A 25,804-nucleotide genomic window follows, 5' to 3' on the forward strand; every position below is an offset into this window, starting at 1 on the left:
GGCCACCTCCTAGGGCGCGGAGGGCACCAGGACGCCCTCGGAAGTGAAGGTGGTGAGCTGGTAGTCGGAGAGCTCCAGCGCCTCGTGGCGCGTGGGGGTGAAGGCGGGCTGATACGTGCGGATGAGTCCTTTATGAGGCCCGAGCTGTTCCAGGGCGTCGCGGACCTTCGGCCGATCCGTGGTGCCCGCCTTCTTGATGGCCAGCGCCAGCAGCCACACGGCGTCATACGCGTGCGCCGTCCCTACCGGCGCGGAGATGTCCTCGGCCCGCGTCGTCCCGAACATCTGGTGGTAGGCGGTGAGGAAGTCCTGGGTCCGCTTGTCCTTGGCGCCCACGAAGGAGAACGTCTGGAACACGGAGAGCTCGACCTCGGAGAGGGCCGGCCCCGCCATCGCCACGAAGCTCCCACCCGAGAGGCCCCAGTGCGCATAGAGGGGCACGCGCTTGTCCTGGGGCCTGCGCGCCATGCTCTTGATGGCGTTGCTGCCCTCCGGGGCGTTGGCCACCAGGAGGATGGCCTGGGCGCCCATGCGCTCGAGCGCGGCGACCTGTGCGTCCATGTTCTCGTCGGCCCAGTTGAACCACTGCACGCCTGCGGGCGTCAGCTTGCGCCGGGCCAGCGCCTCGCTCATGGCCTTCTCATTGCTCCGGCCCCACGCGCTGCGCTCCAGCAACAGCCCGAGCTGGGTCCGCCCCGGCTTCAGCGCCTTGGAGACCAGGAACTCCCCCACGAGCGAATCCTGGGCGGAGACCCGGAAGGTGTAGCTGGGTGTCTCGCCGTGATCGATGAGCTCCTTGGTGGACGCCCACGTCCCCATGAACACGAGCTGCCGCCGGTGGATGTACGGGAGGCTCGTGAGGAAGGCGGCGCCGTGCAGCCCCCCCAGCACGGCCACGAGGTTCGGCATGTCCGCGAGCTCGGGGAGCTGGGACTCGGCCCGAGCGGGCACGCCGTGGTGGTCTCTCACCACGAGCTCCAGCTTGCGTCCGCCCAGGAGGCCGCCCTGGCCGTTGATCTCGGAGATGGCCAGCAGCGCCCCGCGGCGGACGGCCTCTCCCGCCATGGCCGAGCCGGAGCTCATGTCCGCGTGAAGCCCCAGGACAATCGGAGGCCTGTCGAGAGGCTTGTCCTGCGCGCCCGCAACCCCCGCCACCAGCAGGGCCGCGCACAGCATCCACCCCAGTCGTTGCATGTACGCCCCCTGGGTCGCCCGTCCCAAGCCCCACCTGTCCTGAGTGCCAGCGGTGATAACGCGTCTTCTCGCGAGGTGCAGCCACCTCGCTTCCCCCGGGTCTTCTGACCGACACCCACAATGTATCAGGTCCAATCCCGAGCCCTGCAAGCCGCCGGGGTCCCCGCTATGGTGGGGACGTGAGCCCGCCCCGCTTCGTCCCCGGTCATGAGCCCCCCACCCGCCGCCGCGAAGAGGCCTTCCTGTTTGCCGCCCAGGGCCTGGAGCTCCTCATCGAGGAGCGGGAGGGCGGCGTGGCCATCCCCCAGGGTGCTCGCCTGCCGGAGCTCGCCGAGGGCGCGCACTTCATCGGCACGCTGGATGGGGTGGACTGCTACGCCGCCAGCTGGCCGAAGGGAAAGGAGCCCCCCACGGGGCTGAAGCTCATCGGCGGGCGCAACCTGTTCCGGCAGGTGGACGAGGAGCTGCTGTTCGTCGCGGGCCGCGCGCTGGCCATCGCCGAGTGGGATGTCACTCACCGCTTCTGCGGCCGCTGTGCCACGCCCACGGACCTGGTGCCCGGCGAGCGCGCGCGCCGCTGCCCCGCGTGCCACACGCCCTTCTATCCGCGCATCTCGCCTGCGGTCATCGTGCTGGTGACCCGGGGGGACAGCGTCCTGCTGGCCCGCTCCGCCAGCTTCCCGGACGCCTTCTTCAGCACGCTCGCGGGCTTCGTGGAGCCGGGCGAGTCGCTCGAGGAGACGGTGCACCGCGAGGTGAAGGAGGAGGTGGGGGTGGAGCTGAAGAACCTGCGCTACTTCGGCAGCCAGCCGTGGCCCTTCGGGCGCTCGCTCATGGTGGGCTACACCGCCGAGTACGCGGGCGGCGAGCTGCACGTGGACGACAAGGAGATTGCCGAGGCCGGCTGGTTCACCGTGGACACCCTCCCCCGCATCCCCCCGCGCCTGAGCATCGCGCGCCACCTCATCGACTCGTGGGTGGAGCGGATGAAGGGGAAGGCCGGCCCCTCGGGGAGCTAGGGGCGGAGCGCCTGCCTGTCAGGCGCGTGGAACGTCCCGGGTCAGCCAAGCGGTTGGAATCCTCCGGGGACCGTGCTTAAAAGCGCCCCCCGCTCGCCCTCCCATGCTTGCCGCGCGTCCTCATATCCAGCCCCGCCGCACACCCACCGCGGACTCCGTGATGGTGAAGGAGATCTACCTCTCCGTGCAGGGCGAGTCTTCCCACGCGGGCCTGCTGTGCTCCTTCGTGCGCCTCACCGGCTGCCACCTGCGCTGCACCTACTGCGACAGCGAGTTCGCCTTCCGGGGCGGCACCCGCATGAAGAACGCCGAGGTGGTGGAGCAGGTGAAGGCCCTGCGCGCCCCGCTGGTGGAGGTGACGGGCGGCGAGCCCCTGCTCCAGCCCGGCGTGTACCCGCTCATGGAGGCCCTGCTCGCCGAGGGCCTCACCGTGCTGCTGGAGACGAGCGGCGCCATCGACGTGCGGCTGGTGCCCCCGGCCGTGCACAAGATCGTCGACATGAAGACGCCCTCCTCGGGCGAGTGCGACCGGAACGACTTCGGCAACTTCACCTCGATGAACGCCAACGACGAGCTGAAGTTCGTCATCGGCAGCCGGGCGGACTACGACTGGGCGCGCGCGCTCATCACCGAGCACCGCCTGCTGGACAAGCCCTTCGGGCTGCTGTTCTCCACCGTGTTCGGCAAGCTGCACCCGCGCGAGCTGTCCGAGTGGATCATCGAGGACCGGCTGCCCGTGCGCTTCCAGCTCCAGCTGCACAAGTACGTGTGGGACCCTGCTGCCCGGGGCGTGTGAGCGCGCTCACCGCTCACCACCGGCCGCGGCGGGCGATGAAGGAGACCAGCAGCCCAACCCACGCCAGCACCAGCAACCCGTTCACCACGCCCAACCCCAGCGCGAGCCAGGCCTGCCCTGCGCCGCCAACGGCTCCTTGGCTCTCGCGGATCCGGCGCCGCTCTCGCGTGCCGACCCACAGTCCAAGCACGGACATCACCAGGTTCTGCAGCGGCAGGGCCCCCAGCAGCGGGAAGGTGACGAGGACAAGGACGTTGAGCGCGAGGATGACCTTCATCCTCCGGGGCGGCACGGCGCCCTTGTGCAGCAACGCGAGGCAGCTGGCGCAGGAGGCCGCCTCTCCCAGGAGCTCGGTGCAGGCGCCGCACAGGAAGGTGCCGCAGCGCGCGCAGGAGGCCACCGCGGCGGCCTCGGGGTGATTCGCGCAGCGCGCGCCAGCCGGCTCGGGCGTGAGCATTCACCACCTCCAGCGCCAGGAGCCGAAGCCCAGGCCTCAGTAGTCCGGCGGGTACCCCACCATCACCCGCGTCACCCCATGGGCGCCCAGGCCCAGGAAGACGGCGGCCAGCACCGAGCAGCCGAAGAAGCCCGCGAGGATGAGGTTCTTGCGCGGGTGCTCGAACTGGCTGAACGCGTAGAAGAGGATGTAGCAGGGGATGAGCAGCACCATCATCCCCGTGCCCACGCTGCGACGGAACGCGTGGATGAACAGGAAGACGGCGCAGACGAGCGTCACGAGCCCAAACAGAGTGGCGAGCGGCAGGAGCGGCACGATAGGCCACAGATAACACGGTCCAGGCTTTGCGGCGGCCCCAAGCGCATATAAATGACGCTCACCCGCCCTCCTTCCGAGGTACCCCTGCCATGGACAAGCTCAAGACAGTGCTCCTCTTCACGCTCGTGGGCGGGCTGATCGGCAACGTGGTGGCCACCTTCACGAACCGCAGCTACCAGGTGTGGAACAACACCACGCCGCTGGCCACGGAGACGAAGTGCAACCTGCCGCAGGTGGTGCACGACGTCACCACGGAGCTCATCCACGCCCAGGCCCTCGGCGCGGGCATCGGCGCGCTCGTCTTCCTGGTGCTGGGCATCGTCTTCGTCCAGGCCCGCGCCAAGAAGCAGCGCGCCACCCCGCCCGCGCCCCCGGCCGCGCCCACGCCCACGGCGGGCTGAGCCTCTACGGGCGCGGGTGGACCTGGACCGTCGTCGAGCCGCTCAGCGAGGAGCCCTCTCCGTCGCGGATGTTCACCCTGAGCAGGAAGCTCGTCACTTTGGTGACCTCGGGCGCGATCCAGGTCGGCTCCCCCACCTCGGGGTTGCTGTACGTCCCCGCGGGCTCCGACGGCGACTGGATCCACCGGTAGCGCAGCTCATCCCCATCCTCGTCCGTCACCACCAGGTGCATCTGCACCTCGGTCCCGGAGACCACGTCCTTCATGGAAGGCTCGGGGCCCGCGGAGACGATGGGATTGTGGTTGGGAGGCCCGTAGCCACACCCCGTCCCCAGCACTCCCAGCAGCAGCAGCGACGCACCACCCCGATGCGAGAAGAACGATTTCATGAGAGCCGGCCCTCCAGCGCGGTGAGTAGGAGCCGCACTTTAGTGCCTGCCCCCCACCCCCGCATCTGCCTCCGGGCAGGGGATGTCACGCCAGCAGCAACTCGACCGTGAAGCGCGCCCCGCCCTCCGGGCGGTTCTCCGCGCGCAGCGAGCCTCCGAAGGTCTCCACGTACTCGCGCGAGAGCGCCAACCCCAGCCCCGTCCCCTTCCCCTGTGCCTTGGTGGTGAAGAAGGGCGTGAAGAGCCGCGACAGGTGCTCCGGCGGGAAGCCCGGCCCATTGTCCTCGAGGACCAGGTGCACCCGCTCCTCTCGCGGCTGAACCCTCAGCGCCACCCGAGGGCCTTTCACCCCAGTGTCCTCCAGCGCGTCCGCCGCGTTGAGCAGCAGGTTGAGCAGCACCTGGCCCAGCCGCCGCGCATCCGCGCGCACCAGCGGCATCGCGGGAGGCACCTCCACCTTCACCTCCAGCCGCTTCAGCCGCACCGAGGCCAGCCGCATGCTCTCCTCAATGACGGTGGAGAGCTGGCAGTTGCCCACCTCCCTCGGCGTGGGCTCCGCGTCGCCGCGCGCCAGCGCCGTCAGGTCCTGGACGATTTGCTGGATGCGCACCACGCCCGCCTGCGTCTCGTTCACCACCTCCAGCCAGTCCGCCATGGGCCGGCTCTGCTGACGCGGCAGCTCGTCCGCCAGGAAGCCCAGGTTGGCCTGGATGAAGGCCAGCGGGTTGTTCACCTCGTGGGCCACGCCCGCCGCCAGCCGGCCCACCTGCACCAGCCGATCCACCTCCTGAGCGCGCGTCTGCGTGGCCGCCAGCGCCTCCTGCGCCACTTGCCGGTGGGCCTCCGCGTCCGCGCGGGCCTGCTTCATCCGCGCGTAGAAGTACGAGGCCTGAACCGCCACCATTCCCGAGGCGGTGATGAGCAGCCCCCACAGCACGAGGAGGGAGGCGGAGCGGCCCTCCAGCACCAGCACCCCGAGCGCCGTCACCAGGCTGGCGGCCGCGCTCAGCAGGGAGCGGTACAGCACCCCCATTGACAGGGCCATGCCCAGCAGGGGCAGCGCGCAGAACCACGCGAACACGGGGCTCTGGCTGCCGCCCAGCCGCCAGATGATCCACGCCACGAACACCTGCGGCAGCACCAGCCCGGTGATGGACCAGCCCACCGTGCCCCGGTACCGGGCCTGGATGTGCCGCAGCCCCCAGAACGTCAGCAGCGTCAGCAGCATCCAGAGGAGCCGGATGGCCAGCGTGTCCCACCGCGCCTGCTGCGACGCGAGTATGTCCACCGCCCAGAAGGGCAGGTTCGACATCGCCATCCACACCACCGCCCGCTGCTTCTGCCGCGCCACGGTGTCACGGGGAGTGGAGCCGGTGGGTTCGCGGGAGAGGCCGCGCCCTTCGACCGGAGGGACTTGTTTCAAGAGAAACTCACTTCTCGGCCATTCCAGGAAGACTGGCAAAAATCCAATCCCATGGATCCGCGAGACCCGTCAAGTCTCTGAAATCACGGCCGTCAGGCCACCGGGCGGCCAATCAAGCGCAGCTTCTCGGCGCGAGTCAGCCGCTTGAGGGCGGCCTCCCGGCGCAGGGCGGTACCCCGGTCTTCGGCGGGCTCGCTCCACACCAGCTTCACGGGGAGGCGGGCCCGCGTGTACGCGGCCCCCTTGCCTCGCCCGTGCGTGGCGAGCCGACGCTCCAGGTTGTTGGTGGCGCCGGTGTACAGCGTCCCATCACGGCAGCGCAGCATGTAGACGGTCCAACAGCTGGGGGCGTCCGGCACGCGCGCCACTGTACCGCAACCGCGCGGAGCTTCAGTGGCCGTAGGCCTGGCGCCCCCAGTCCACAGGAGGGCCACACTCCTCCATCACCTCGGAAACCCGGAGGAGTGGGTCCACTTCCCAAGCTTCGAGAATCCGTGCCTCGCTGATCAGCCCGAGGAGCGTTCCCTTCTCCTCCACGACCGGAAGAAGGCGCACTTGGTGACGTTCCATCACCCTTAGGGCACACAGCAGGGTATCTGTGGGCAAAACGGTGACAGTCCCCGGTACTGCCGCTTCCTCGCTCGTTCCATGCTGCTGCATCTCGAACCTCCCTGGCCTCAGTCACGGGGGAGTAATGCAACCGGCCTGCCGAACCATGTGGGTGCTCACTTTTCGACAGAGCACCCAACGTGCCAGGGCGTTAGGCTGGCGGGGTGAGGCGAATCCAGACGCCGAGGCTGGTCCGCATGGCGGACCTCTTCTCCCGGGCGGTGAGCCGCAACGGCGAGGGGCTGCTGACATTGCCGTTCAAGCCGGACGAGCTGTACCGGGTGCCCACGGATGATGGAGCGGCCATTGCGTTGGGGCGCTACCACGCGCGGGGGCAGCGCCGGTACGCCGAGCCCGTCATCCTCTGCCATGGGCTGGGCGCCAACCGCTTCCACATGGACTTCGACGAGCGCTACAGCCTGGCCCGGTACCTGGCGCGCGCGGGCTTCGAGACGTGGGTGATGGAGCTGCGCGGGCGGGGGTTGGCGGGGCCAGCGTCAGACTTTACGTTTGATGATCAGGCCGAGCACGACGTGCGCGCGGCCATCCGCACGGTGGTGTCCACGGGCCCGAAGCAGGTGCTCTGGGTGGGGCACTCCAAGGGCGGGCTCACCTTATATGGGCACCTGGCGCGCAACCCGCAGGCGCCGGTGCGCGCGGCGGCCACGCTGGGGGCGCCGTTCACCTTCGCGGTGCAGCCGGGCCTGCGCATCTTCATGAGCAAGATCGAGCCGCTGCTGCGGCTCAGGAGCATCCCCACCCGGCGGATTACAGGCATCGCCGTGCTCGGCGCGCCGCCGGGGCCAATGACGCGCTACATGATGTTGGCCGACAACATGGAGCCGGACGTGGTGCGCAAGGCGATGGCCAACGTGCCCGCCGACATCGCCGGGGGCGTAGTGCGGCAGTTCGCCCGGTGGATTACCACGCACAGCTTCACCTCGTATGACGGGAGCTTCGACTACCAGGTGCCGCTGTCCGAGGTGCGCACGCCCTTCCTGCTGCTGGCGGGGAGCCGGGACTTGCTGGCGCCGCCGCTGGCGGTGGCTCGGGCGAAGGAGCACCTCGGCGGGCCGGTGAAGCTCGTGGTCGCGGGCCGGGCGCACGGCTTCGCGGAGGACTACGGGCACGCGGACCTGGTGCTGGGCCGCCGCGCGCCGGACGAAATCTTCCCGCTGGTGGAGACGTTCCTCTCCGCGAACGCGACGCGCGCCTGACGCCTCGTGGCACCGGTTGTCCAGGCCCGCTCGCCGTGCTAGCCCGAGCGCCCGCCTCCATGCCTTCTGCCCTTCGCTCCCTGCTTCTGCTCACGCTGCCGCTGGTGGCGTGCGAGCGCGCGCCCGCCCCGGGACGCGCCGAGGTGGACGTGCGCCACACGCGCGAGGAAGCCGGCACTCCGGTGGCGCGCTGGCAGGGGGACATGCTCACCGCCGAGGCGCTGGAGCAGCGCTTCCTGGAGATGAGCCCCGCCCTGCGCGAGCGCTACCAGACGCCCGAGGCCAAGCGCGAGTACGTGGAGAGCGTGGCCCGCTTCGAGCTGCTGGCGCGCGAGGCGCTCGAGCGGGGGCTGCAGAATGACCCCGAGGTGCTGGCCAGCTTCAAGCGGGCCCTGGTGAGCCGGTTGACCCGCCAGCAGCTGGAGAAGGCCGACGTCACGGTGACCGACGCCGAGGTGGCCGAGGCCTATGCGAAGGAGCGGGACAGCTTCTCGCGGCCCGCCCAGGTGCGCCTGTCGCACGTCTTCCTGGCGGCGCCTCGCGGAGATGCGGCCCGGGTGGCCACGGTTCGTGCCCGAGCCGAGGCGCTGATGAAGCAGATCCGCGCGCTGCCTCCCGCTGACTTCAAGTCCTTCGGGCAGGTGGCCCGGGAGCAGAGCGAGGAGCCTCGCACCCAGCCGCTGGATGGGGACATGCGCTTCCTCTCCGACGAGGCGCTCGCTCGCGCGTATGGCCCCGAGGTGCTCGCGGCGGCACGTGAGCTGAAAGAGTCGGGCGATGTGGTGGGGCCGGTGCAGACAGAGCAGGGCTTCCACCTCCTCAAGCTGAACGGACGGCTGCCCGCGGTGGACCTCTCCTTGGAGGAGGTACGCGAGCAGCTCACCCAGCGGCTTCGAGGCCTGAAGCAGAACCGAGCCTGGGCGGACTTCCTGGAGGGCTTGGAGCGCCGCCAGGGGCTCTCCGTGGACGCGGCAGCGCTGGCGCGGGTGCCGGTGGACATGTCCGCGCCCATGCGTGCGCCCTTGGGGCCGCTGCCGGGGACGGTGCCCGCCCCCTATGCCTCTGAGGGGGAAATGCCATGAAGGCTACCTTGCCGGGCGCTCAGGCGTGGGCCACCGTTGCCCTTCTCTCGCGTCCCTCGTAGAGGAGAGCTTGCATGCGCCCCTTTCCTACCCGCACTTCTCCGCTCCTCCTCGTGACCCTGGCGCTCGGCACCCTGGGCGCGGTGGGCTGCAACAAGCCGCCCGAGGCGGAGCCCGATGCCAACGTGGTGGCCACGGTGAATGGCGAGGGGGTGCGCCGCGCCGACTTCGAACAGGAGCTGACGCGGGAGCTGTCCTCCTCCGAGGGCCCCGAGCTCACGCCCGAGGAGGTAGAGCCCTTCAAGCGGGCGCTGCTGGACAGCATCGTGAAGCGGCTGCTGCTGTTGCAGGAGGCGAAGCAGCACAACATCACCGTGACGCCGGAGGAGGTGGACCGGCAGATGCTGCGGCTGACGGGCGACTACCCCACGGACAGCTTCAGCGACGCGCTGGCACAGGGGCAGCTGTCGCTGGCCGAGCTGCGGGCGCGCGAGTCCCAGCGGCTCATCATCGAGAAGCTCTTCGCGAACCACGTGTACGCGCGCGTGGCGGTGACGGAGGAGGAGCTGCGCGCGTACTTCACGGCCCACGAGGCGGAGTTCCAGGAGCCGGAGGAGGTCCACGCGGCGCAGTTGGTGGTGAAGGGGCTGGACGAGGCCAAGCGGGTGCAGGCACTGCTGAAATCGGGGAAGAAGTTCGCGGATCTGGCGCGGCGCTACTCGCTGAGCGCGGACGCGAAGGTGGGCGGGGACTTGGGGTTCTTCCCGCGTGGGCAGATGCCGAAGGCGTTCGATGACGTGGTGTTCAACATGCGGCCGGGACAGGTGTCGGACGTGGTGTCCACGGAGTACGGCTTCCACCTGTTCAAGGTCATCGAGTTCAAGCCGGGCCGGAAGCGGGACCTCGCGGAGGTGCGAGGGCAGATCGAGGCGCGCATCGTGATGCTCAAGCAGTCCGAGGCGCAGGAGGCCTTCGAGAAGGAACTGCAGGAGAAGGCCAAAATCTGGGTGAACGAGGCAGCACTGCAGACCATCCGTGGCAAGCCTGTGCCGCAGGCCCCGGCGGCGGAGTAGAACAGAGTTCGAGCCCCGGCAGGGCCTGGGGCGCATCCGAGGGATTGAGATGAAGACGTGGCTGGGAGTCATCGCGGTGGCCGTGCTGGTGGTGGCGGGGGCGGCGCGCGCGGAGCTGGTGGACAAGGTGGCGGCGGTGGTGAACCGCGACATCATCGCACTGTCCGAGGTGCAGCAGCGGGCCTCGCCGGAGCTGGCGCGGCTGACGGAGCGGGATCCGCGCAAGCGCACCGAGCAGCGCAACCAGGTGATGAAGCTGGCGCTGGACCAGCTCATCGCGGAGAAGCTGGTGGAGGCGGAGGTGAAGGAGCTGGGGTTGACGTCCTCGGCCTCGGAGATCGACGAGGCGATGGCGGACGTGCAGCGGCAGAACAGCATCACGGATCCGGCGCAGTTCGAGCAGTTGCTGGCGCGCGAGGGCTACACGCTGAAGACCTACAAGGAGTTCCTCGGCAAGCAGATTGCGCGCGGCAAGCTCATGCAGCTGAAGGTGTCGTCGAAGATCAAGGTGTCCGAGGAGGACCTGAAGGCGGCCTACGCGCAGTACGCGAAGAACGAGGGCGAGGACGTGGAGGTGCACGCGCGGCACATCCTGGTGTCGGTGGATCCGAAGGCGACGCCGGAGGAGGTGGAGGCGGCGCGGAAGAAGGCGCTGACCATCATGGAGGAGGCGCGGCGGCCGGGGATGGACTTCTCGTCGCTGGCGAAGGCGCGCAGCGAGGGCCCGAGCAAGGAGGACGGTGGAGACCTGGGCTTCTTCCGGCGCGGAGTGATGGTGCCGGCGTTCGAGAAGGCGGCGTTCTCGCTGAAGGAGGGCGAGGTGAGCGAGCCAATCCGCACCAACTTTGGATGGCACGTGCTGAAGGTGGAGGAGCGGCGAGCGGTGGGGGTGGCGGACTACGAGGAGCTGCGGCCGAAGCTGGAGATGCAGCTGCGGCAACAGAAGACGGAGAAGTTCGTCGACCAGTACGTGCAGGAGCTGAAGAAGAAGGCCGTCATCGAGGTGAAGCTCTGAGCACCCAGCATGTGCCGGTGGTGGGTATCTCCCTGGGCGATGTGTCCGGCATCGGCCCAGAGGTGACGGCAGCGGCGCTGGCGCTGCCTCGGGTGCGCCGGGAGCTGGTGCCAGTGGTGTTCGGAGACGGCCCCACGCTGGCGCGCTTTCCGATCTTCAAGAAGTACGCGCGCGCCACTCCGGAGACACTGAGCCGGGCCACGGGCCCCACCGTGTGCGAGGTATCCACGCTGGCCGAGAAGGATCGCCGGCCGGGCAAGCCCTCCGCGGCAGGAGGGCGCGCCCAGTACACTTATGTGACGGCGGCCATCGAGGCCGCGCGCGCCGGGCACGTCGATGCGCTGTGCACAGCACCGGTGTCCAAGGAGCAGATTTCCCGCGCGGGGATTCCCTTCATGGGACACACCGAGGTGCTGGCAGAGGCATTCGGCGTCGAGGTGCTGATGCTGATGGATGGGCCTCGGGTGCGCATCGCACTGGCCACCAACCACGTGCCCGTGTCCGCGCTGCCCCAGCTGCTGACGGTGGAGAAGCTCACGGAGCAGCTCGTGCTGCTGTCGCGAGAGCTGAAGCCCGTGGTGGGACGCCGCCCGCGCATCGCGGTGCTGGGCCTCAATCCCCACGCGGGCGAGGGCGGGCTCTTGGGGCGCGAGGAAGTGGAGATCATCTCTCCCGCCATCCAGCAAGCCCGGAAGGCGCGGGTGGATGCGCACGGACCGATTCCCGCGGATGGCCTGTTCGCGCGGCCGGATGACATCCCCTACGACGCGGTGCTGGCCATGTACCACGACCAGGGCCTCATCCCCGCCAAGGCCCTGGACTTCGAGCGCACCGTGAACGTGACGCTGGGACTCCCGGTGCCTCGCACGTCGCCAGACCACGGCACCGCGTACTCGCTCGCGGGCACGGGCAAGGCCAGCCGCGTGCCCATGGTGGAGGCGCTGCTCAAGGCAGCGCTCCTGGCTCGGGCCAGGCTCAGAAGATGAAGGGGAAGCGGATCGCCCCCATCTGAGTCCGGTGCTTCGGGAACTTCCACCCGCGCACCACGTCTTCGACGCAGGTCGCCAGCGCGGTCCCCTTCAACGCCTTCGTCTCCATCGTGGCCTGCTGGGTGGAGCCGCTCGGCAGGATGAACCACCGCACCATGAACTTGCCCCCGCTCAGCCCGGGGATCGCCTCCTTGTGCCGCTGGATGCAAGAGGAGATGGCCGGCTGGTTCGCGATCACCACCTGCTGGATGTCATCGGGCGCGAGCGTCTCCGGGAGGTTCGCGTCCGGATCCGGAGGAACCCACACCGACTTCACACGCGTGGACTCCGGCTTCTTCTGGATCGCATCCTTCGTGAAGCCCAGCTTCCGCGCGAACTCCTCGTCGAACTCGGAGCCGTCATCGGCTTCGCTCTGTGGCGCCGGAGGAGGCTCAGCCTTCGCCACCACCGGAGCACGTGTCTCCTGCGGCGGCTGAAGCACCGGAAGCTCTTCCTCCTCGGCATCCTCTAGGGACGGGTCCTCGAGCTGGCGCCGAGCCTCCACGGCCGGAGCCCTCCGCGCTTGGACCTTCTCACGTGACGGGAGCGCCTCGGCCTTCACGGAGGTGCCCACCGGCCCCGGGCTTCGCGACACCGAGGCCCCGGCCTTGTCACCGGGAACCACCGCCCCCGGAACAGGCACCGGCACGGCGTGCGCGATCGACGCGGCCTCCAGCGAAGTCTTGGGCTCGGGGATTGACGCGGCCTGAGCCACGGCTCCAGCAGCGGGCTCCGCCTGTGGCGCGGGCACCGGCGCGGGAGGTGTCGGCTCACGCGTGGCCACCGCCCTCCCGGGAACCACCGGTCCCGGCACCGCCTCCACAGTCCCGTTCGCCACCGAGACCCAGTCCGCGACGAGCCGCCCCGGCTCGCGCGGGAGCGGCGAGTCCTTCACGACGAGCACAGGCTCCAGAACCGCCGCAGCAGCCACCGTGGCCACTGTGCCCGCGGGTGCATAGGCGGCCATCACCTGCGCCCGGTCCGGCAGGCTGTCTCGCGTCATCCAGAGCATCGCCGCGACGAATGCGCTCGCAGCGCTCACCCCCGTCAGGGCTCCCACCATCAGCCACGGCGCGCGGCTCGGCGCCGCAGGAGCGGGAGCCACAGGGAGGTTCCTCCCCTGCTGCATCAGGTGCGGCGCCATGGCCAACCCCGGCAAGGGCGCAGGCAGCGGAGCCCACGGGGCCTCCAGACGGGACGGATCCACAGGCGAAGCAGGACCCAGCTCGGGTTCCGGCTTCACCCTCAGGTGCTCTGGGACTTCACACGCCGTGCTCTCGATGTCCTGAGCGTTCTCCGCGGACGGCTCCACCGCGGGCTTCCCGCGCAGCCACTGCTCCTCTTCAGCCGCCAGCGCGAGCACGCTCTGCAGACGCTCCGCGGGCTTCTCCGTCTCAGGCGCAGGCTTCGCCTCCACCGGAAGCTGGGCGGACAGCTCCCGATCCAGATACGCATCCAGCTCCGCGTCGAGTGCCTCGTGCACATCTCCTGAGACACCGCTGCCGTGATGTTCCTTCCACGCCGCGCCTTGGACGGAGAGCGGATCCGTCCGCTCCGTTGGATTCTCGACCACGCCCCACCCCCTGGCCCAACCCGATAAAGCTGCCCAAAGCTAGGCAGTCTCACGGGCCATGCCACCCGGATGTTCACCAGCGGGCAGTGGCTCCTTCCGCTAACAGGCACTGCATCCCTAGAGCGTCGCGTGCCACGCAGCAGGACCCGCTCCCAAGGGTGTAGGCCCTTCTTCTCGCAACACGGCCGCCCATCTCGTGCCGGACTACTCCTGGGCCGCGATCCGCCGCGTGGCGAGCGGTGCCAGCCTCCGCATGGAGGCCTTGCCGACCACCACGTCCACCATCTTCCGCACCCGCGTCCAGACGCTCTCCTGCACGTAGGGCACACCATACCGCTCGCACAGGGCGCGCACCTTCGGCTGTGCCTCGCGGTACTTGAGCATCGGCAGATCCGGCCAGAGGTGATGCTCAATCTGATAGTTCAGCCACAGGTGCGCGAAGTCGTTCAGGTCCCCGCCCGTGCGGTAGTTGGCGCTCCCCACCACCTGCTGCACGAACCGGGCGCCCCGGCTCTCGGGCGGCGCGTCGAACCGGTAGAGATCTCCGCCCGTGTGGTTGGGCCCCACCACGAGGAAGGTGTGCAGGTTCGTGAGCAGATCCGCCAGCACCGAGTTGCACAGCGCGCTGAACGCCGCCCACACCCCCAGCGGCAAGAACAGCGCCGGGAGCAGCACGAAGCAGCACACCGCATAGGGCGCGTAGCACCGCGTCACCAGCTCCCACCGCTCGGCCCGGGAGAGCGAGGAGCTCTCCCGGCGGCCCTTGCGACGCCACGCACTCAGCGTCTCCGGCGCGTAATAGCTGGCCCGCCACGTCAGCGCGAGCAACCCGAGCTGCAGATAGCGAAGCACCAGCGGCCGGCGCGTGTCGCGCAGCGTGTCCTCGGCATTGCGCTCGAGCAGATCTGGATCCGCCTCCTCGCCCGTGTGTGAATGGTGGAGCACGTTGTGCTCGAAGATCCACGCGTCCGGGAGCATCCAGTCCAGCCAGTCCAGCCACCGGCGTCCTCCACGCGCAAACCCCTTGCTCGTGCGGCCTGCGGGCAGGGACGGCACCTGGTCATACCCGCGGTGTCCCACGTGGTGCATCAGCAGCCAGCGCGTGGAGCGCCCCAGGCTCAGCGCCGCCGCGCTCAGCGGGTTGGGCACCAGCCAGCACGTGGCCAGCCCCAGCAGCGTGGCCACCCGGCCCCAGCGCTCGATCTTCCGCAGGTGCTTCGCATCGGCCTCCCCCAGCGAGGCGTCCAGTTCCTCCCGCAGCGCCTTCAGCTCCCGCTGAAAGCCCTCCAGGTCCACGGTGGAGGGATCAAAGAAGCGCTCGGGCTGGGACATGCCAAGGTGTCTCGGGCAAGGGGGACAGCGCGGAGCCTACCAGCGTTTCCGCCTCGGCCCGCGCCAGAGCCTGAGTGCCGCAACCCCGCTTCGTTTGGGCCGCCCTTCTGCTATGTGCTGTTCGTGGTGAGACGCATACCCCGAGGCACACTCCCAACCGGCATCTTCCTCCTGGCCTGGGGCAGCCTGCTCGTGCAGGTGCTCCTCCACTTTGCCCCGGGGAATGCCGCCGTCACGGGCTGGAACTCCGACGCCTCCATCACGGTGCTGCAGTCGAATGATCCGGTGTTCGATGCCTTCCGGCTCTACTACTACGGGCAGGATCGCATCGGCGCGTGGCCGTGGCTGCTGGCCCAGGGCTGGCGCGCGCTGACGGGCTTCGACTGGACGCCCTGGCGCGTCTTCGCGTGGCAGGCCACCTGGGCCTGTATCGCCTGCCTCGCGCTCCGAGGGCTCCAGCAACAGGCCGGGTGGCTGCTGGCGGCCACCTTCGGCGCGCTCGCCCTGCTCTCGCCCCTCTTCCAGGTGCAGCTCTTCGCGCTCAGCCAGCCGTTTGGGTGGCAGCTCACGGCGCTCTTCCTCGCGTGGTGGGCGCTGATGCGGCTCTTGCGCCACCTGGGCGGTCCCTCCTCCGGGCCTGGGGCTGTGGCCCGCTGGGCCGCTGCCTCTGTGCTCTTCTGCACGCTGGCGTGCTGGACCTCCCCCACCTCCGGGCCGCTGCTCCTGGTAGCCATCGTGGTGGAGGGCGTTCGCGTAGGGCTTGTCAGCCCGGGGAGACGGCGCTGGGCCTTGCTGGCCGCACTCGTTCCGCTGGCGGCGGGCATCGGCTTCGAGTCCGCGACCCGCCACTTCTTCCATCGCTTCGCGAAGAAGCAGTTTGGCCATGCGTATGCCACCCAGCTGAAGGTGGACAAAGGCTTCCTCGCGGAGAACGCCCGAGCCATGTTCGGACGCCTCCTCGAGGACCCGCTGGGGGTGGTGGTACTCGTGGGGCTCGGGTTGGCGGTGGTGGCGGCGGTGTTCCTCGTGCTCCAGCTGCGCCGGCGCGCCCTGGATCCGCGCCGGCCCCAGGAGGAGCTCGCGTTCCTCACGATCGCGCTCGCGGGCGGGGCGCTCGGCAACGCCTTCATCGCCACCGTGGTGCTCCACGTGCGCATCAATGGCCATGACATCCGGTACCTGGTGCCCACGTTCGTGCTCGGCACGCTGGCCGCAGCCTCGGGGCTGAGCCTCGTCTTGCACCTCGTACCTGCACTGCGCACCCGGGCGGCGGGCCTGTCGGTGCTGGCCGCGGGAGGGCTCTTCGCCGCAAGCCACCTGCTCGTGCAGCCCCGCATTCCCGAGCCGACGCTGGAGCTGGCACAGGCCGCCGCGGACGCGGTGGTGGCCCGCGCGGGCGAGACGGTCCTGCTCGGCGGTTACTGGGACACGTACTTGCTGGGCGCGCTGGATCCCGAGCACCGCCTGCTGTCGGTCTCGGTGGACGGTGACTACCAGCGCACCCCGTTCTGGATACCCAAAGTCCGCGAGGCGCAGCACATCCTGATGGCGTTCTTCCACGGGTATCTCGGGAGCGCGGAGGCTCCCGCCCCTTGGCTGTTGCAGTACGGAGCGCCGTTCCAGCTCGAGGATCCGCGCTGGGAGGTTCACCCACCCTTCACCTTCGCCCGCTACCGGAATGCCTCCTCTCAGCAGGTCCCGATGCGCTCGGAGCCCGAGAAGACCTTCACGCCCTGCGAGCCCGGCGCCACGGTGACCTATCGCTTCGAGCAGCCCGTGGAGCGAGGCCTCCTCCTGGTGAGCACCCATGCGCCCACGAGCGGCGCCGAGGCGCGAGCCGCCGATGGAACCGAGGCCCGCGTGGAGGGAGTGCCTCACCTGTGGCTCGTGCACCTCGAGCGCGGAGCCACCCCCTGGCGTGAGGTGACGCTCCGCACCGGATCGACATCGCGCCCCGAAGACTGTTGGTACCGCAGCACCGCGCTGCTGCGCCTCGAACCCTGAGGAGCTCCCTCATCCTCGGCGGAAGAACTCCTGGTTCAACCGCTGGGCGCGCTCCTCGGCGAGTTCCACTTCCTCCGTCACGTCCCGGTAGACGGTGACCTGGCCGAACTGGCCATCCGCGAAGGCCACGGGCTTGGACATCCAGCGGACCACGCGCCGGGGAAACTGCTGGAGCTCGAAGTCCTCGCGCCCCACGTAGGGACCGTCCGCGAGGACGCGCACCCGCCGCATGAAGTCCAAGGGGTCCTGGAAGCGAGTGGCGAAGGAGCGGACGAACACATCGCGGGGCTGGCCGATCAGCTCGGCCACGGTGCGGTCCGCCAGCAGGGCCATGTACTCGTTGGCGAAGAGGATGACGCGCCGGTGATCCAGGATCATCACCGCGTCATCCAGCCCGTTGAGCGCGGCCGCCAGGACGTCCGCGCGCAGGCGCTGCATCGCATGAGCATTCCGCTCCACATGGAGCGAGTGCTGGCTCCTGCGAAGCTGGACGCGCAGTTCGAGCTCTCCGGCCACCCGGCGTGCCAGCGCCACCAGCGCATCCACCTGCTCGGCGGAGATGGACAGCGGCTGCCGGTCGAGGATGCACAGCGTCCCCAGCACTGTGCCCTCACGGGTGATGAGGGGAGCGCCCGCGTACGAGCGGAACAAGCCCTCGCGCACCAGCCGGTTGGTGCTGAAGACGGGGTGAGTGGTGGCATCGGGGACCACCAGGGGCCCGGGCTGCTCCGCCTCCACCACATGGGCGCAGAGCGCCACATCGCGCTCGGTGCCGCGGTCCTGGAGCACCTGGCCCGCGAGCCCCACGTGCGCCTTGAACCACTGCCGGTCCTCGAACACCAGGGACAGGAGCGCGATGGGCACGTTGAAGGCCTGGGCCGTCTCCTGCACGAGCCGCTGGAGCGACTCCTCGGGCGGCCCCTCATCCACGAGCTGCAGGCTGGCCAGCTTCGCCAGACGCGCCCGCTCACGAGCCAAGGCGGCGGCGGCACTCTCGGCGGGAACACCGGCCCGAAATGGCACGGGGCGGGGCGGTAGAACCGGAGCGAGAGGCCCGGGAGGCTCGCCTGGAGAAGCGGCTGTAGTAGAGGCCTCTGGCGGCGTGCGTCCGAGCACGCGATGGACGGCCCGGCGGTAGGACTCGAGGGGAATGCCCTTGGCGAGGACCTCTTGGATACCCAGCAACTCCTTCCGCTCGAGCGCCGCGTTGCGCATCTTCACGAAGGAGGAGACCACGATGATCCTGGCAAAAGGCGAGCGCTTCCGGACCTCGCGGATGAGCTCGAAGCCATCGATGCCCGCGAGCGACAGCTCGGTGATGACCACGGCGGGATCATCGCTGCGCTTGAGGAGCGTGGCCTTGGCGGCCTTGCCATCCGGAACGGAGATGGGCTCGAGGCCCAGCTCCACCAGCAAGGCATGAAACTTCGAGGAAGACGCGGTATCAGGATCGACGATCAGTCCCCAGGCCATGGGGGCCCTCCCTAATGGGCATTGTGCCGGAACTCAACCGGCTTCCTCGACAGGTGTCCCTAGCATGATTCAAGTCCCTCGACGGTGGATGTGGCTGCTGCTGGGTACAGCGCTGACAGCCTGTGCGTCCGTGCCAGTGGCCTCAAACGAGGAAGCTGAGGAGTCGGAACAAGCCGCACCCTTCGCAGAGCTTTGCGCCCAAGCGGGCAGCCTGGTGCCGATCTGCGGCGCAAGCCAGTGTGGCCTTTACCCTTGCCGGGAGGTGGTGGAGCACCTCTCCACTTCGGGTCAGGTGCTGTTGGCTCGCACCGGCGGCATGGTGCTCCCGGGCCCTGGCAGCTCAGCTCAGAGGTACTGGGGCAGCGCCGATGGCCTGCCGCTGAACTCGAATCCCGTCTTCATCATCCCTTGGGGTCCCAAGCCACCGCTCCTGCCCAGCCAGAAGAAGATGCTGGAGGAGCTGGAGGCTGAGCGGCGTAAGCCTCACGAGAAGCACCACATCTTTCCTCAGGAGCCGGATCTTAAGAGGTGGTTCACTCGGAAAGGCATCAACATTCACGAGTTCACGATGCCGTTGCTCGTGGATGTACACCGTCGCATCCACCATCCCCCACCTCCGGGTGGGGCGTGGAACGAAGCGTGGCGGCAGTACAAGGACAGCCACGACAATGCTCCCAAGGAAGAGATTTACCGGTATGCAGGGCAGCTCATCTATGAGTTCGAGTTGGTCGGCCCAATCGTCCCCTATTACCGGCAGTGGACGCAGCCACCACCGATCGGCGGGTGATGAAGTCCATGCGCTACTACTTCGTGGATTACTCCCGGGCTCCACAGTACTCGGGAACCTTTAGCGCTTCACACAAGTGGGGATTGCCGGGTATCCACTGCCCTCTGTGCGATGCGACTTGGTCCACCGGGTCGAATGCTTACCCTTCGGTGGACCTCTCTCACGTGCCGGATCAAACGAAGTACTCGGCACGGCTGGAAGAGGACTATGCCGAGTTCGAGCGGCTGCGCGAGCAGGTGCGCTCGCTGGTGCCACCTGGTGTACCGCTGTGGCCGGGAACAGAATTCGGACCTCTTGAAGGATCAGCCCGAGGTGAGTTCGGCCCTCTCTACATGTACTTCTCGTACGCCATGTTGCTGCGGGGCGAGACACTCCGACACCTGCAGGCCGAAGCTGTCCAAGGCCTCAAGGGATGCCGCACGAAGGTGGCCTTCCGCAAGAAGGACCCGCCCGAGTTGCTGGAACTTGAGCTGTTGCCTCGAGGCCATTTGCATCCGGACTGCTTGCCCGCAGATCGTGAGCCTCCGTGCCCAAAGTGTGGTCGCAGAGGGTGGAAACGCCCGGATGATCTCATCCTCAGCGCCGCGTCTCTCCCCCAGGACCTGGACGTATTCCGGCTGGAGGACTTCCTAACGACGATCATCGCCTCCGAGCGCTTCGTCGAGACCGCACGGCGCCTCGGCTACGAGCAGGACATCGTCTTCCGCGAGCTTCCCACCCGATAGAAAGGAGCACCGTGGCCACAACCCAGGCCACGGTGCTCAAAACCACCGCTACCAGCGGTCCTTGTCCGTCTTCGGCGCCAGCGGGAACGCCGGCGCGGAGATGCCGTTCACGCTCAAGCCTCCATGCATGAACGTGGGCGTGCCCTGCAGGAAGCCCGCCGGGAAGTTCAGCGCTGGCTTCGACACCTCATCCAGCGCCGCTACCTGCTGCGGCGTCAGCTTCAGCTCCAGCGCCCCCAGGTTGTTGTCCAGCTGCTCCAGCGTCCGCGCCCCGATGATCGTCGAGCTCACCCCCGGCCGGCTCTGCACCCACGCCAGCGCCACCCGCGCCACCGTGCTCTCCTGCTCCTTCGCCACCTTCTGCAGCACGTCGATGATGCTGTAGGCCTTCTCGCCCAGGTTGCCGTCCACCCACTGGCCGCGATCCGCCTTCACCTTGCCCGCGTTCTCCCGCGTGTACTTGCCGCTCAGCACCCCGCTCTTCAGCGGCGACCACGGCGTCACCCCCAGCCCCAGCTCGCGCGCCATCGGGATCAGCTCGCCCTCCACCGTGCGCTCGATCAGCGAGTACTCGATCTGCAATGCAATCAGCGGCGACCAGCCCTTGAACTGCGCCAGCAACTGCGCCTGCGCCACCTTCCACGCCGGCGTGTCCGAAAACCCGATGTACCGGACCTTCCCCGCCCGCACCAGGTCATCCAACGCCCGCATCGTCTCCTCGATGGGCGTGTGCCGATCCAGGCAGTGCATCCAGTACAGGTCGATGTAGTCCGTCTGCAGCCGGCGCAGGGACTCGTCGCACGCGGCCATCAGCGACTTGCGCCCCGCTCCACCGCCGTTCGGATCCGCCGGGAACAGGTTCCCGAAGAACTTGGTGGCGATCACCACCCGGTGCCGCTTGCTCGGGTTCTTCCCCAGGTGGTCCCCGATGATCTTCTCCGAGTGCCCCAGCGTGTAGATGTTCGCCGTATCGATGAAGTTGCCACCCCGCTCGATGAAGCGGTCCATGATGGCGTTGGAGGTCTCGACGCTGCTGCCCCAGCCGAGATCCTCGCCGAACGTCATCGCTCCGAGGCAGAACGGACTGACGCGCAGGCCGGAGTGGCCAAGGGTGAGATACGCATTGAGTGCCATGGGTTCTCCCAAAACAGGTAGAGCGGCGCGGAGGAGTAACAGGGAGTCCTCTCCTCCGCTCGCTCATCTACCTCTGGCACTCTCTCACTCCGTCACCGTCTGGCGAGCTCCTCGGCAAGCTCGACCTCATTCGTCACGTCCTTGTAGACGGTGACCTGTCCGAAGTTGCCATCGGCGAACGCCACCGGCCGGGAGCTCCACCGGACCACGCGCCGCCGGAACTGCTGCAGCTCGAAGTCCTCGCGCCCCACGTAGGGGCCATCCACGGGGATGCGCACCCGCCGCAGGAAGTCCTTGGGCTCCTTGAACCGGGCCGCGAAGTCGCGAATGAACGCGTCGCGGTGCATGCCGATCAGCTCGGACACCGTCTTGTCCGCCAGCAGCGCCATGAACTCGTTGGCGAAGAGAATCACGCGCCGGTGATCAAAGAGCATCACCGCGTCATCCAAGCCATCGAGCGTGGCCGCCAGGATGTCCGCCCGCATGCGCTGCACCGTGTGGGCATCGCGCTCCGCGCTCAGCGAGCGCTGGCTCTTGCTCAGCTGGCCGCGCAGGTCGAGCTCTCCGGCCACTCGGCGCGCCAGCGCCACCAGGTTGTCCACCTGCTCGGCGGAGATGGACATCGGCTTCTTGTCGAGGATGCACAGCGTCCCCAGCACCGTCCCCCCACGGGTGATGAGGGGAGCGCCTGCATACGAGCGGAACACGCCCTCACGCACCAGCCGGTTGGTGCTGAACACGGGGTGAGTCGCGGCATCGGGGACCACCAGGGGCTCGGGCTGCTCCGCCTCCACCACATGGGCGCAGAGCGCCACGTCGCGCGGCGTGCCGCGCTCCTCGAGCAGCTTGCCGCCGAGCCCCACGTGCGCCTTGAACCACTGCCGGTCCTCGAGCACCAGGGACAGGAGGGCGATGGGCACATTGAAGGCTTGCGCCGTCTCCTGCACGAGGCGCTGGAGCTCCTCGTCCGGAGGCCCTTCATCCACGAGGTGAAGGCTGGCCAGCTTCGCCAACCGCGCCCGCTCGCGCGACAGGAGCGCGGCATCCTCGGAGGCAGGGCTGGAGCGGGGCACCCCTGGGCGAAGCGGAGGATCCAGGAGGGGCAGCTCGGGCAGGAGGGGCAGCTCGGGCGGGAGCTGCAGCTCGGGCAGGGAGGGGAGTGCGGCCGGGGCCTCGGGCGCCGTGCGCCCGAGCGCGCGGTAGAGGATGCGCCGGAAGGAGTCGAAGGGTGCACCCTTGGCAAGGATCTCCTGGATGCCCAGCAGCTCCTTCTTCTCGAGCGCCGCGGTGCGCATCTTCACGAACGAGGAGACGACGATGACCCGCGTGCTCGACGAGCCCTTCCGGACGTCGCGAATCAACTCGAAGCCATCCAGCCCCGCCAGGGACAGCTCGGTGATGACCACGGCGGGCTGCTCGCGGCGCTCCTGAAGCGCGGTCTTCGCGGCCCGCCCATCTTGAGCGAGGACGGGCTCGATCCCCGCCTCCCTCAACAAGGCCTGGAACTTCGAGGAACACGCGGTGTTGGGCTCGACAATCAATCCCCAGGACATGCAACCCTTTCCCTTCTCTGTGCGCAGACGGGCAGTGCCCCTAGCTTCCTGCGCGAATGATTTCAGCAATGGACCGCTCCGCCAACGCGGTGATGGTCAGCGACGGATTGACCGTCCCCGTGCTCCCGGGAATCGCTGCGCCATCGACGACATAGAGCCGGTCGTAGCCTTTGACACGGCCGTAGGCGTCGGTCGATCGCCCGAGCACCGACCCACCGAGCGGGTGCGCCGTGAAGGTGGCGTTGACATCCGTTGCGAGCACCGGAATGCCCACCTGTGTGCCGCTGGCGGCGGCGATGCGGTTGTTGACGGCTCTCAGCGCGGCCACGGCGGCGTCGTTGCCATGGCTCGGCCAGTCGAGCACCACCTTCTTGCGGGTGCTGTCGTACCGGAAGCTCGCGCGCTGGGAGTCCAGCGCCATGCCGAGCGTGCCAATCAATCCTGGGTTGAGCGGCAGGTTGGGGACGTACCAGTTCTCCATCGTCACCGGCATCCCGCGCTCATCGAGGATGCGCGAGGCGCACGGTGAGCCCTGGTTGAAGCCCTCGAGGCCGGAGAACACGCGCGCCACGGCCGCATCCCCGTTCGTGCCCCAGCCCGTGCCAATGGTCTCATCGAGGTGGGGCAGTGCGCCCGTGTCGCGGGCCGCGACGAGCAGCTCGCTGGTGCCGATAGAGCCCGCTCCCAGGAAGAGGCGGTCGGCCGTCAGGGTGCGCTGGCGAAGGACCGTGCCGTTCGGAGCGATGACGTTGACCTGCACCCAGTAGCGGCCATCTGCCTCGCGGCCAATGGCCGTGACCTGGTGCCCGGGGTGGATGGTCACCCTGCCGGTGGCCTCGGCCTGGGGGAGGTAGTTCTGCCCCAAGTCATACTTGGCCCCGTTCGCGTTCCCGAAGGTGCTCTCCCCGAGGATGGCGGAGGCGCGCGACGTGCCCGCCAGCTCGCGCCGCACGATGTCCCAGCGGAAGATGGAGTCGATGCGCTGCGGGGTGTATCCCGCCTGCATGACGTGGGTATCCCAGACGCGGGAGTGACCAAAGGGCGCGCTCTGGTACACGTCCGCCGGCATGGGCGAGACCGCAAGCATCTGCCGGGCGAGCGGGTAGTAGACCCGGTCCATCTCCTCGTAGCTCACGACGCCCTGGAACACGTGGTCGAAGAAGCGCCGCTCGGGCTGCACCATCGCCCCGGTGAAGACGACCGAGCCCCCGCCGACAGCCGCTCCTCGCCACACCTTGATGTGCTCATAGTCGGTGACGTCGAGCACGCCGCCAAAGGAGTCGACCGGCCGGACGATGCCGTCGAACCCCGGGAAGCTCGTCCTGAACCAGACGGACCGGCCGTCGATCAGGGACTCGGAGGAGAAGATCTGGCGCCACAGATCACGCGGCCAGCGCGAGCCGCGCTCGAGCATCGTCACCTGCACGCCCGCCTGTCCGAGCCGCAGCGCGGACACGGCCGCACCGAAGCCCGTGCCAATCACGAGCGCCTGGGAGTGCGAGGGAGCCGTGGGCAACGCCCGGAAGATCTCCGGCACCTCGAGCCGGTACACGAGCTCGTTGAGCGAGCCCACGGGAGGCGCTGTCTCGGCCGCCCGCGCCGCACTGGGTCCCAAGAGGGCGGAGCCTGTGCCCGTCATGGCTCCCAGGGTCCCGAGTTTGAGCAAGCTGCGTCGAGAGAGCTTCATCCCGTCTCCTTATAAGGACCTGACGCGGAGCTCCCGTTACCAGCTCAGCGGGGTCTTCCGGGTATATTGAAGTGAGCCCCTACCCTTGGATCGCTAGGGGTTGTCCCCAATCCACGAGGAGGTGCCATGAAGCTCCTGCAAGGAATCGCTCTCGTCATCCTGGGGGCCAGCTGCGCCCACACCCCAGAGAAAGCCTCACCCGCCGAGTCCTCACCGGCAGACCGAGCCCAGGCACTGTCCTCCCAGGCCGACAAGGCCTACAGCGCCCAGGACTTCTCCGGCTGCGCCGAGCTGTTCCGCCAGGCTGCCGAGGCCAGCACCGAGGATGACCCGCGCGCCACCGCCTTCTACAGCGCCGCAGGCTGCTCGGCCCTGGCGGGCAACCCCACCCAAGCGCTCGAGCTCCTGAGGCGCTCGGTCCAGAGCGGCTACTTCGATCCAGACACCCTGCAGCATGACCCGGAGCTGGTCTCGGTCCACGCGCTCCCCGGCTGGCAGGAGGTCGTCGCCGGAGCCCAGGCCAATCTGGCGAAGGCCCCGAGCCCACCGCTCCCTGTCGCCAAGCTCGCGGGCATCGACGTCTACGGCTCGCGCCGCGCCAGCACGGAGGCCGTCCGCCAGATGCTCGGCTTCGAGCTGGGCCAGCTCATCGTCCCCAGCAAGGCCCTGTTCAAGCAGAAGGAGGAGGCCCTCCAGAAGCAGTTCAACCTCGCCTTCGCCAAGATCGCCTTCATCTACTTCTTCGGGGGCGATGACAAAGGCAGCGCCTTCATCACCGCGGACCTCGTGGATGCCGAGGACGCGCAGCGGCTGCGCTTCCTCCCCGAGCCCACGGGCCATGTCCCGGATCCCGAGAGCCTCGTCGCCGAGTGGCAGGCCTATGACTTCCAGACTGAGCGGCTCATGAAGACGGGCCAGCTCGATCCGGAGAAGGGCTTCACCTGCCGCGTCGCCCACTGCACCTTCGGCTTCGCGCACCCCACACTCGAGCGCTTCGAGCCACTCTTCCTGGAGAAGGTCCCTCGCCACCAGGACGCGATCACGAAGGTGCTGCGTGAGGACGCCGATGCCGCGAAGCGCGAGGCCGCCGCCTACCTGCTGGCCTACGCCGCCTCGCCCGAGCAGACCGTCGCCCGGCTCGTGCCCTCCATCCGAGATCCCTCCGGCTCCGTGCGCAACGGCGTGCTCCGCGTGCTGATTGCCACCCAGGAGGCCGCGGACCATCCGCTCGTGGACGCTGCGGTGGTGGCCGACGCCGCCTCCATGCCGGAGACCACCGACCGCAACAAGGCCCTCTTCCTGCTCAAGATGCTGCTGGATGACCTGAAGCCCGACGCGCTCAAGGCCCAGCGCGGCCCACTCCTCAAGCAGCTCGGCCCGCAGCTGGTGACCCTGGCCGCCATGCAGCAACCCATCAACCGGGAGCCCGCCATCGAGGTCCTCCAGGCGCTCTCCGGAGAGAGCTTCGAGACCGCCGATCAGTGGAAGGCCTGGCTCGCGCGCCAACCCCAGTGAA

25 protein-coding genes are annotated in these 25,804 nt (G+C 68.7%); 12 read left to right on the forward strand and 13 right to left on the reverse strand.

Translation table 11 applies throughout. The annotated features are described in order from the left end of the window. Nucleotides 1-9: 9 nt before the first annotated feature. The gene (locus DB31_RS16005; protein WP_052419998.1) at nucleotides 10-1,194 is read right to left on the reverse strand and encodes an ABC transporter substrate-binding protein; all 1,185 of its coding nucleotides are present in this window, start codon (nucleotides 1,192-1,194) and stop codon (nucleotides 10-12) included. Nucleotides 1,195-1,373: 179 nt separating this feature from the next. On the opposite strand from DB31_RS16005, the gene nudC reads away from it, so the two are divergent. Beyond that, nucleotides 1,374-2,213, forward strand: coding sequence for an NAD(+) diphosphatase (gene nudC / locus DB31_RS16010; RefSeq protein ID WP_044188407.1), 840 nt, complete (start codon nucleotides 1,374-1,376; stop codon nucleotides 2,211-2,213). Between the two features lie 103 nt (nucleotides 2,214-2,316). Continuing rightward, nucleotides 2,317-3,009 (forward strand): radical SAM protein, encoded by a 693-nt coding sequence (locus tag DB31_RS16015; protein WP_044188409.1) that lies wholly within the window; start codon nucleotides 2,317-2,319, stop codon nucleotides 3,007-3,009. Nucleotides 3,010-3,022: 13 nt separating this feature from the next. Here DB31_RS16015 and DB31_RS16020 read toward each other — a convergent pair whose 3' ends face one another. Then, nucleotides 3,023-3,466: a hypothetical protein gene (locus DB31_RS16020; RefSeq protein ID WP_044188411.1), complete on the reverse strand. Its 444-nt coding sequence runs from the start codon at nucleotides 3,464-3,466 to the stop codon at nucleotides 3,023-3,025. 36 nt (nucleotides 3,467-3,502) lie between these two features. Beyond that, the gene (locus DB31_RS16025) at nucleotides 3,503-3,781 is read right to left on the reverse strand and encodes a hypothetical protein (RefSeq protein WP_044188414.1); all 279 of its coding nucleotides are present in this window, start codon (nucleotides 3,779-3,781) and stop codon (nucleotides 3,503-3,505) included. 92 nt (nucleotides 3,782-3,873) lie between these two features. On the opposite strand from DB31_RS16025, the gene DB31_RS16030 reads away from it, so the two are divergent. Next, nucleotides 3,874-4,185, forward strand: a complete 312-nt coding sequence (locus DB31_RS16030; protein ID WP_044188417.1) for a hypothetical protein — start codon at nucleotides 3,874-3,876, stop codon at nucleotides 4,183-4,185. A 4-nt stretch (nucleotides 4,186-4,189) separates the two neighbouring features. Here DB31_RS16030 and DB31_RS16035 read toward each other — a convergent pair whose 3' ends face one another. From DB31_RS16035 to DB31_RS16050, 4 genes are all read right to left on the reverse strand, one after another. Beyond that, the gene (locus DB31_RS16035; protein WP_044188418.1) at nucleotides 4,190-4,573 is read right to left on the reverse strand and encodes a hypothetical protein; all 384 of its coding nucleotides are present in this window, start codon (nucleotides 4,571-4,573) and stop codon (nucleotides 4,190-4,192) included. 85 nt (nucleotides 4,574-4,658) lie between these two features. After that, the gene (locus DB31_RS16040) at nucleotides 4,659-5,996 is read right to left on the reverse strand and encodes a sensor histidine kinase (RefSeq protein ID WP_044188421.1); all 1,338 of its coding nucleotides are present in this window, start codon (nucleotides 5,994-5,996) and stop codon (nucleotides 4,659-4,661) included. A gap of 92 nt (nucleotides 5,997-6,088) precedes the next feature. After that, a complete protein-coding gene (locus DB31_RS16045; RefSeq protein WP_044189832.1) occupies nucleotides 6,089-6,355 on the reverse strand; it encodes a GIY-YIG nuclease family protein in 267 nt (88 codons plus the stop codon). A 31-nt stretch (nucleotides 6,356-6,386) separates the two neighbouring features. Continuing rightward, on the reverse strand, nucleotides 6,387-6,656 hold the full coding sequence (locus DB31_RS16050) for a CBS domain-containing protein (RefSeq protein WP_044188423.1): 270 nt from the start codon (nucleotides 6,654-6,656) through the stop codon (nucleotides 6,387-6,389). Between the two features lie 146 nt (nucleotides 6,657-6,802). Here DB31_RS16050 and DB31_RS16055 point away from each other — a divergent pair, with 146 nt between their 5' ends. The 5 genes from DB31_RS16055 (at nucleotide 6,803) to pdxA (ending at nucleotide 11,978) form a co-directional block, all read left to right on the forward strand. Beyond that, a complete protein-coding gene (locus DB31_RS16055; protein ID WP_044188425.1) occupies nucleotides 6,803-7,822 on the forward strand; it encodes an alpha/beta fold hydrolase in 1,020 nt (339 codons plus the stop codon). 59 nt (nucleotides 7,823-7,881) lie between these two features. Beyond that, on the forward strand, nucleotides 7,882-8,904 hold the full coding sequence (locus DB31_RS16060) for a peptidylprolyl isomerase (protein WP_044188428.1): 1,023 nt from the start codon (nucleotides 7,882-7,884) through the stop codon (nucleotides 8,902-8,904). A 74-nt stretch (nucleotides 8,905-8,978) separates the two neighbouring features. Then, nucleotides 8,979-9,977, forward strand: coding sequence for a peptidyl-prolyl cis-trans isomerase (locus DB31_RS16065; RefSeq protein WP_044188431.1), 999 nt, complete (start codon nucleotides 8,979-8,981; stop codon nucleotides 9,975-9,977). Between the two features lie 49 nt (nucleotides 9,978-10,026). After that, nucleotides 10,027-10,992 carry a peptidylprolyl isomerase gene (locus DB31_RS16070; RefSeq protein WP_044188434.1) on the forward strand — a complete coding sequence of 322 codons (966 nt, stop codon included), beginning with the start codon at nucleotides 10,027-10,029 and terminating at the stop codon, nucleotides 10,990-10,992. Nucleotides 10,993-11,012: 20 nt separating this feature from the next. Continuing rightward, nucleotides 11,013-11,978: a 4-hydroxythreonine-4-phosphate dehydrogenase PdxA gene (pdxA, locus tag DB31_RS16075; RefSeq protein ID WP_205628529.1), complete on the forward strand. Its 966-nt coding sequence runs from the start codon at nucleotides 11,013-11,015 to the stop codon at nucleotides 11,976-11,978. Here the strand turns inward: pdxA and DB31_RS16080 are convergent. Continuing rightward, nucleotides 11,968-13,593, reverse strand: a complete 1,626-nt coding sequence (locus tag DB31_RS16080; protein WP_044188438.1) for an AgmX/PglI C-terminal domain-containing protein — start codon at nucleotides 13,591-13,593, stop codon at nucleotides 11,968-11,970. The two genes, pdxA and DB31_RS16080, sit on opposite strands and share 11 nt — an antisense overlap. A 204-nt stretch (nucleotides 13,594-13,797) precedes the next feature. After that, a complete protein-coding gene (locus tag DB31_RS16085) occupies nucleotides 13,798-14,925 on the reverse strand; it encodes a fatty acid desaturase family protein (RefSeq protein WP_044188440.1) in 1,128 nt (375 codons plus the stop codon). Nucleotides 14,926-15,051: 126 nt separating this feature from the next. Between DB31_RS16085 and DB31_RS16090 the strand changes: the two genes are divergently transcribed. Further along, nucleotides 15,052-16,929, forward strand: a complete 1,878-nt coding sequence (locus tag DB31_RS16090) for a hypothetical protein (protein WP_044189837.1) — start codon at nucleotides 15,052-15,054, stop codon at nucleotides 16,927-16,929. 9 nt (nucleotides 16,930-16,938) lie between these two features. On the opposite strand, the gene DB31_RS16095 is transcribed toward DB31_RS16090, so the two are convergent. Next, the gene (locus DB31_RS16095) at nucleotides 16,939-18,402 is read right to left on the reverse strand and encodes a GAF domain-containing protein (protein WP_052419999.1); all 1,464 of its coding nucleotides are present in this window, start codon (nucleotides 18,400-18,402) and stop codon (nucleotides 16,939-16,941) included. Nucleotides 18,403-18,466: 64 nt separating this feature from the next. Between DB31_RS16095 and sitA6 the strand changes: the two genes are divergently transcribed. Then, nucleotides 18,467-19,189 (forward strand): SitA6 family polymorphic toxin lipoprotein, encoded by a 723-nt coding sequence (gene sitA6, locus DB31_RS45975; protein WP_169787061.1) that lies wholly within the window; start codon nucleotides 18,467-18,469, stop codon nucleotides 19,187-19,189. An 8-nt stretch (nucleotides 19,190-19,197) separates the two neighbouring features. Then, a complete protein-coding gene (gene sitI6 / locus DB31_RS16105; RefSeq protein WP_044189845.1) occupies nucleotides 19,198-19,914 on the forward strand; it encodes a SitI6 family double-CXXCG motif immunity protein in 717 nt (238 codons plus the stop codon). Nucleotides 19,915-19,962: 48 nt separating this feature from the next. Here the strand turns inward: sitI6 and DB31_RS16110 are convergent, their stop codons facing one another. The 3 genes from DB31_RS16110 to DB31_RS16120 form a co-directional block, all read right to left on the reverse strand. Beyond that, complete coding sequence (locus tag DB31_RS16110; protein WP_044188443.1) at nucleotides 19,963-21,048, reverse strand: aldo/keto reductase; 1,086 nt, start codon at nucleotides 21,046-21,048, stop codon at nucleotides 19,963-19,965. Nucleotides 21,049-21,140: 92 nt separating this feature from the next. Continuing rightward, nucleotides 21,141-22,601, reverse strand: a complete 1,461-nt coding sequence (locus DB31_RS16115) for a GAF domain-containing protein (RefSeq protein ID WP_052420000.1) — start codon at nucleotides 22,599-22,601, stop codon at nucleotides 21,141-21,143. A 40-nt stretch (nucleotides 22,602-22,641) separates the two neighbouring features. After that, nucleotides 22,642-24,288: a GMC oxidoreductase gene (locus tag DB31_RS16120; protein ID WP_044188446.1), complete on the reverse strand. Its 1,647-nt coding sequence runs from the start codon at nucleotides 24,286-24,288 to the stop codon at nucleotides 22,642-22,644. 126 nt (nucleotides 24,289-24,414) lie between these two features. On the opposite strand from DB31_RS16120, the gene DB31_RS16125 reads away from it, so the two are divergent. After that, nucleotides 24,415-25,803, forward strand: coding sequence for a hypothetical protein (locus tag DB31_RS16125; protein WP_044188448.1), 1,389 nt, complete (start codon nucleotides 24,415-24,417; stop codon nucleotides 25,801-25,803). The last annotated feature ends 1 nt before the right edge of the window (nucleotide 25,804 follow it).

This window comes from Hyalangium minutum (assembly GCF_000737315.1).
Classification (GTDB): domain Bacteria; phylum Myxococcota; class Myxococcia; order Myxococcales; family Myxococcaceae; genus Hyalangium; species Hyalangium minutum.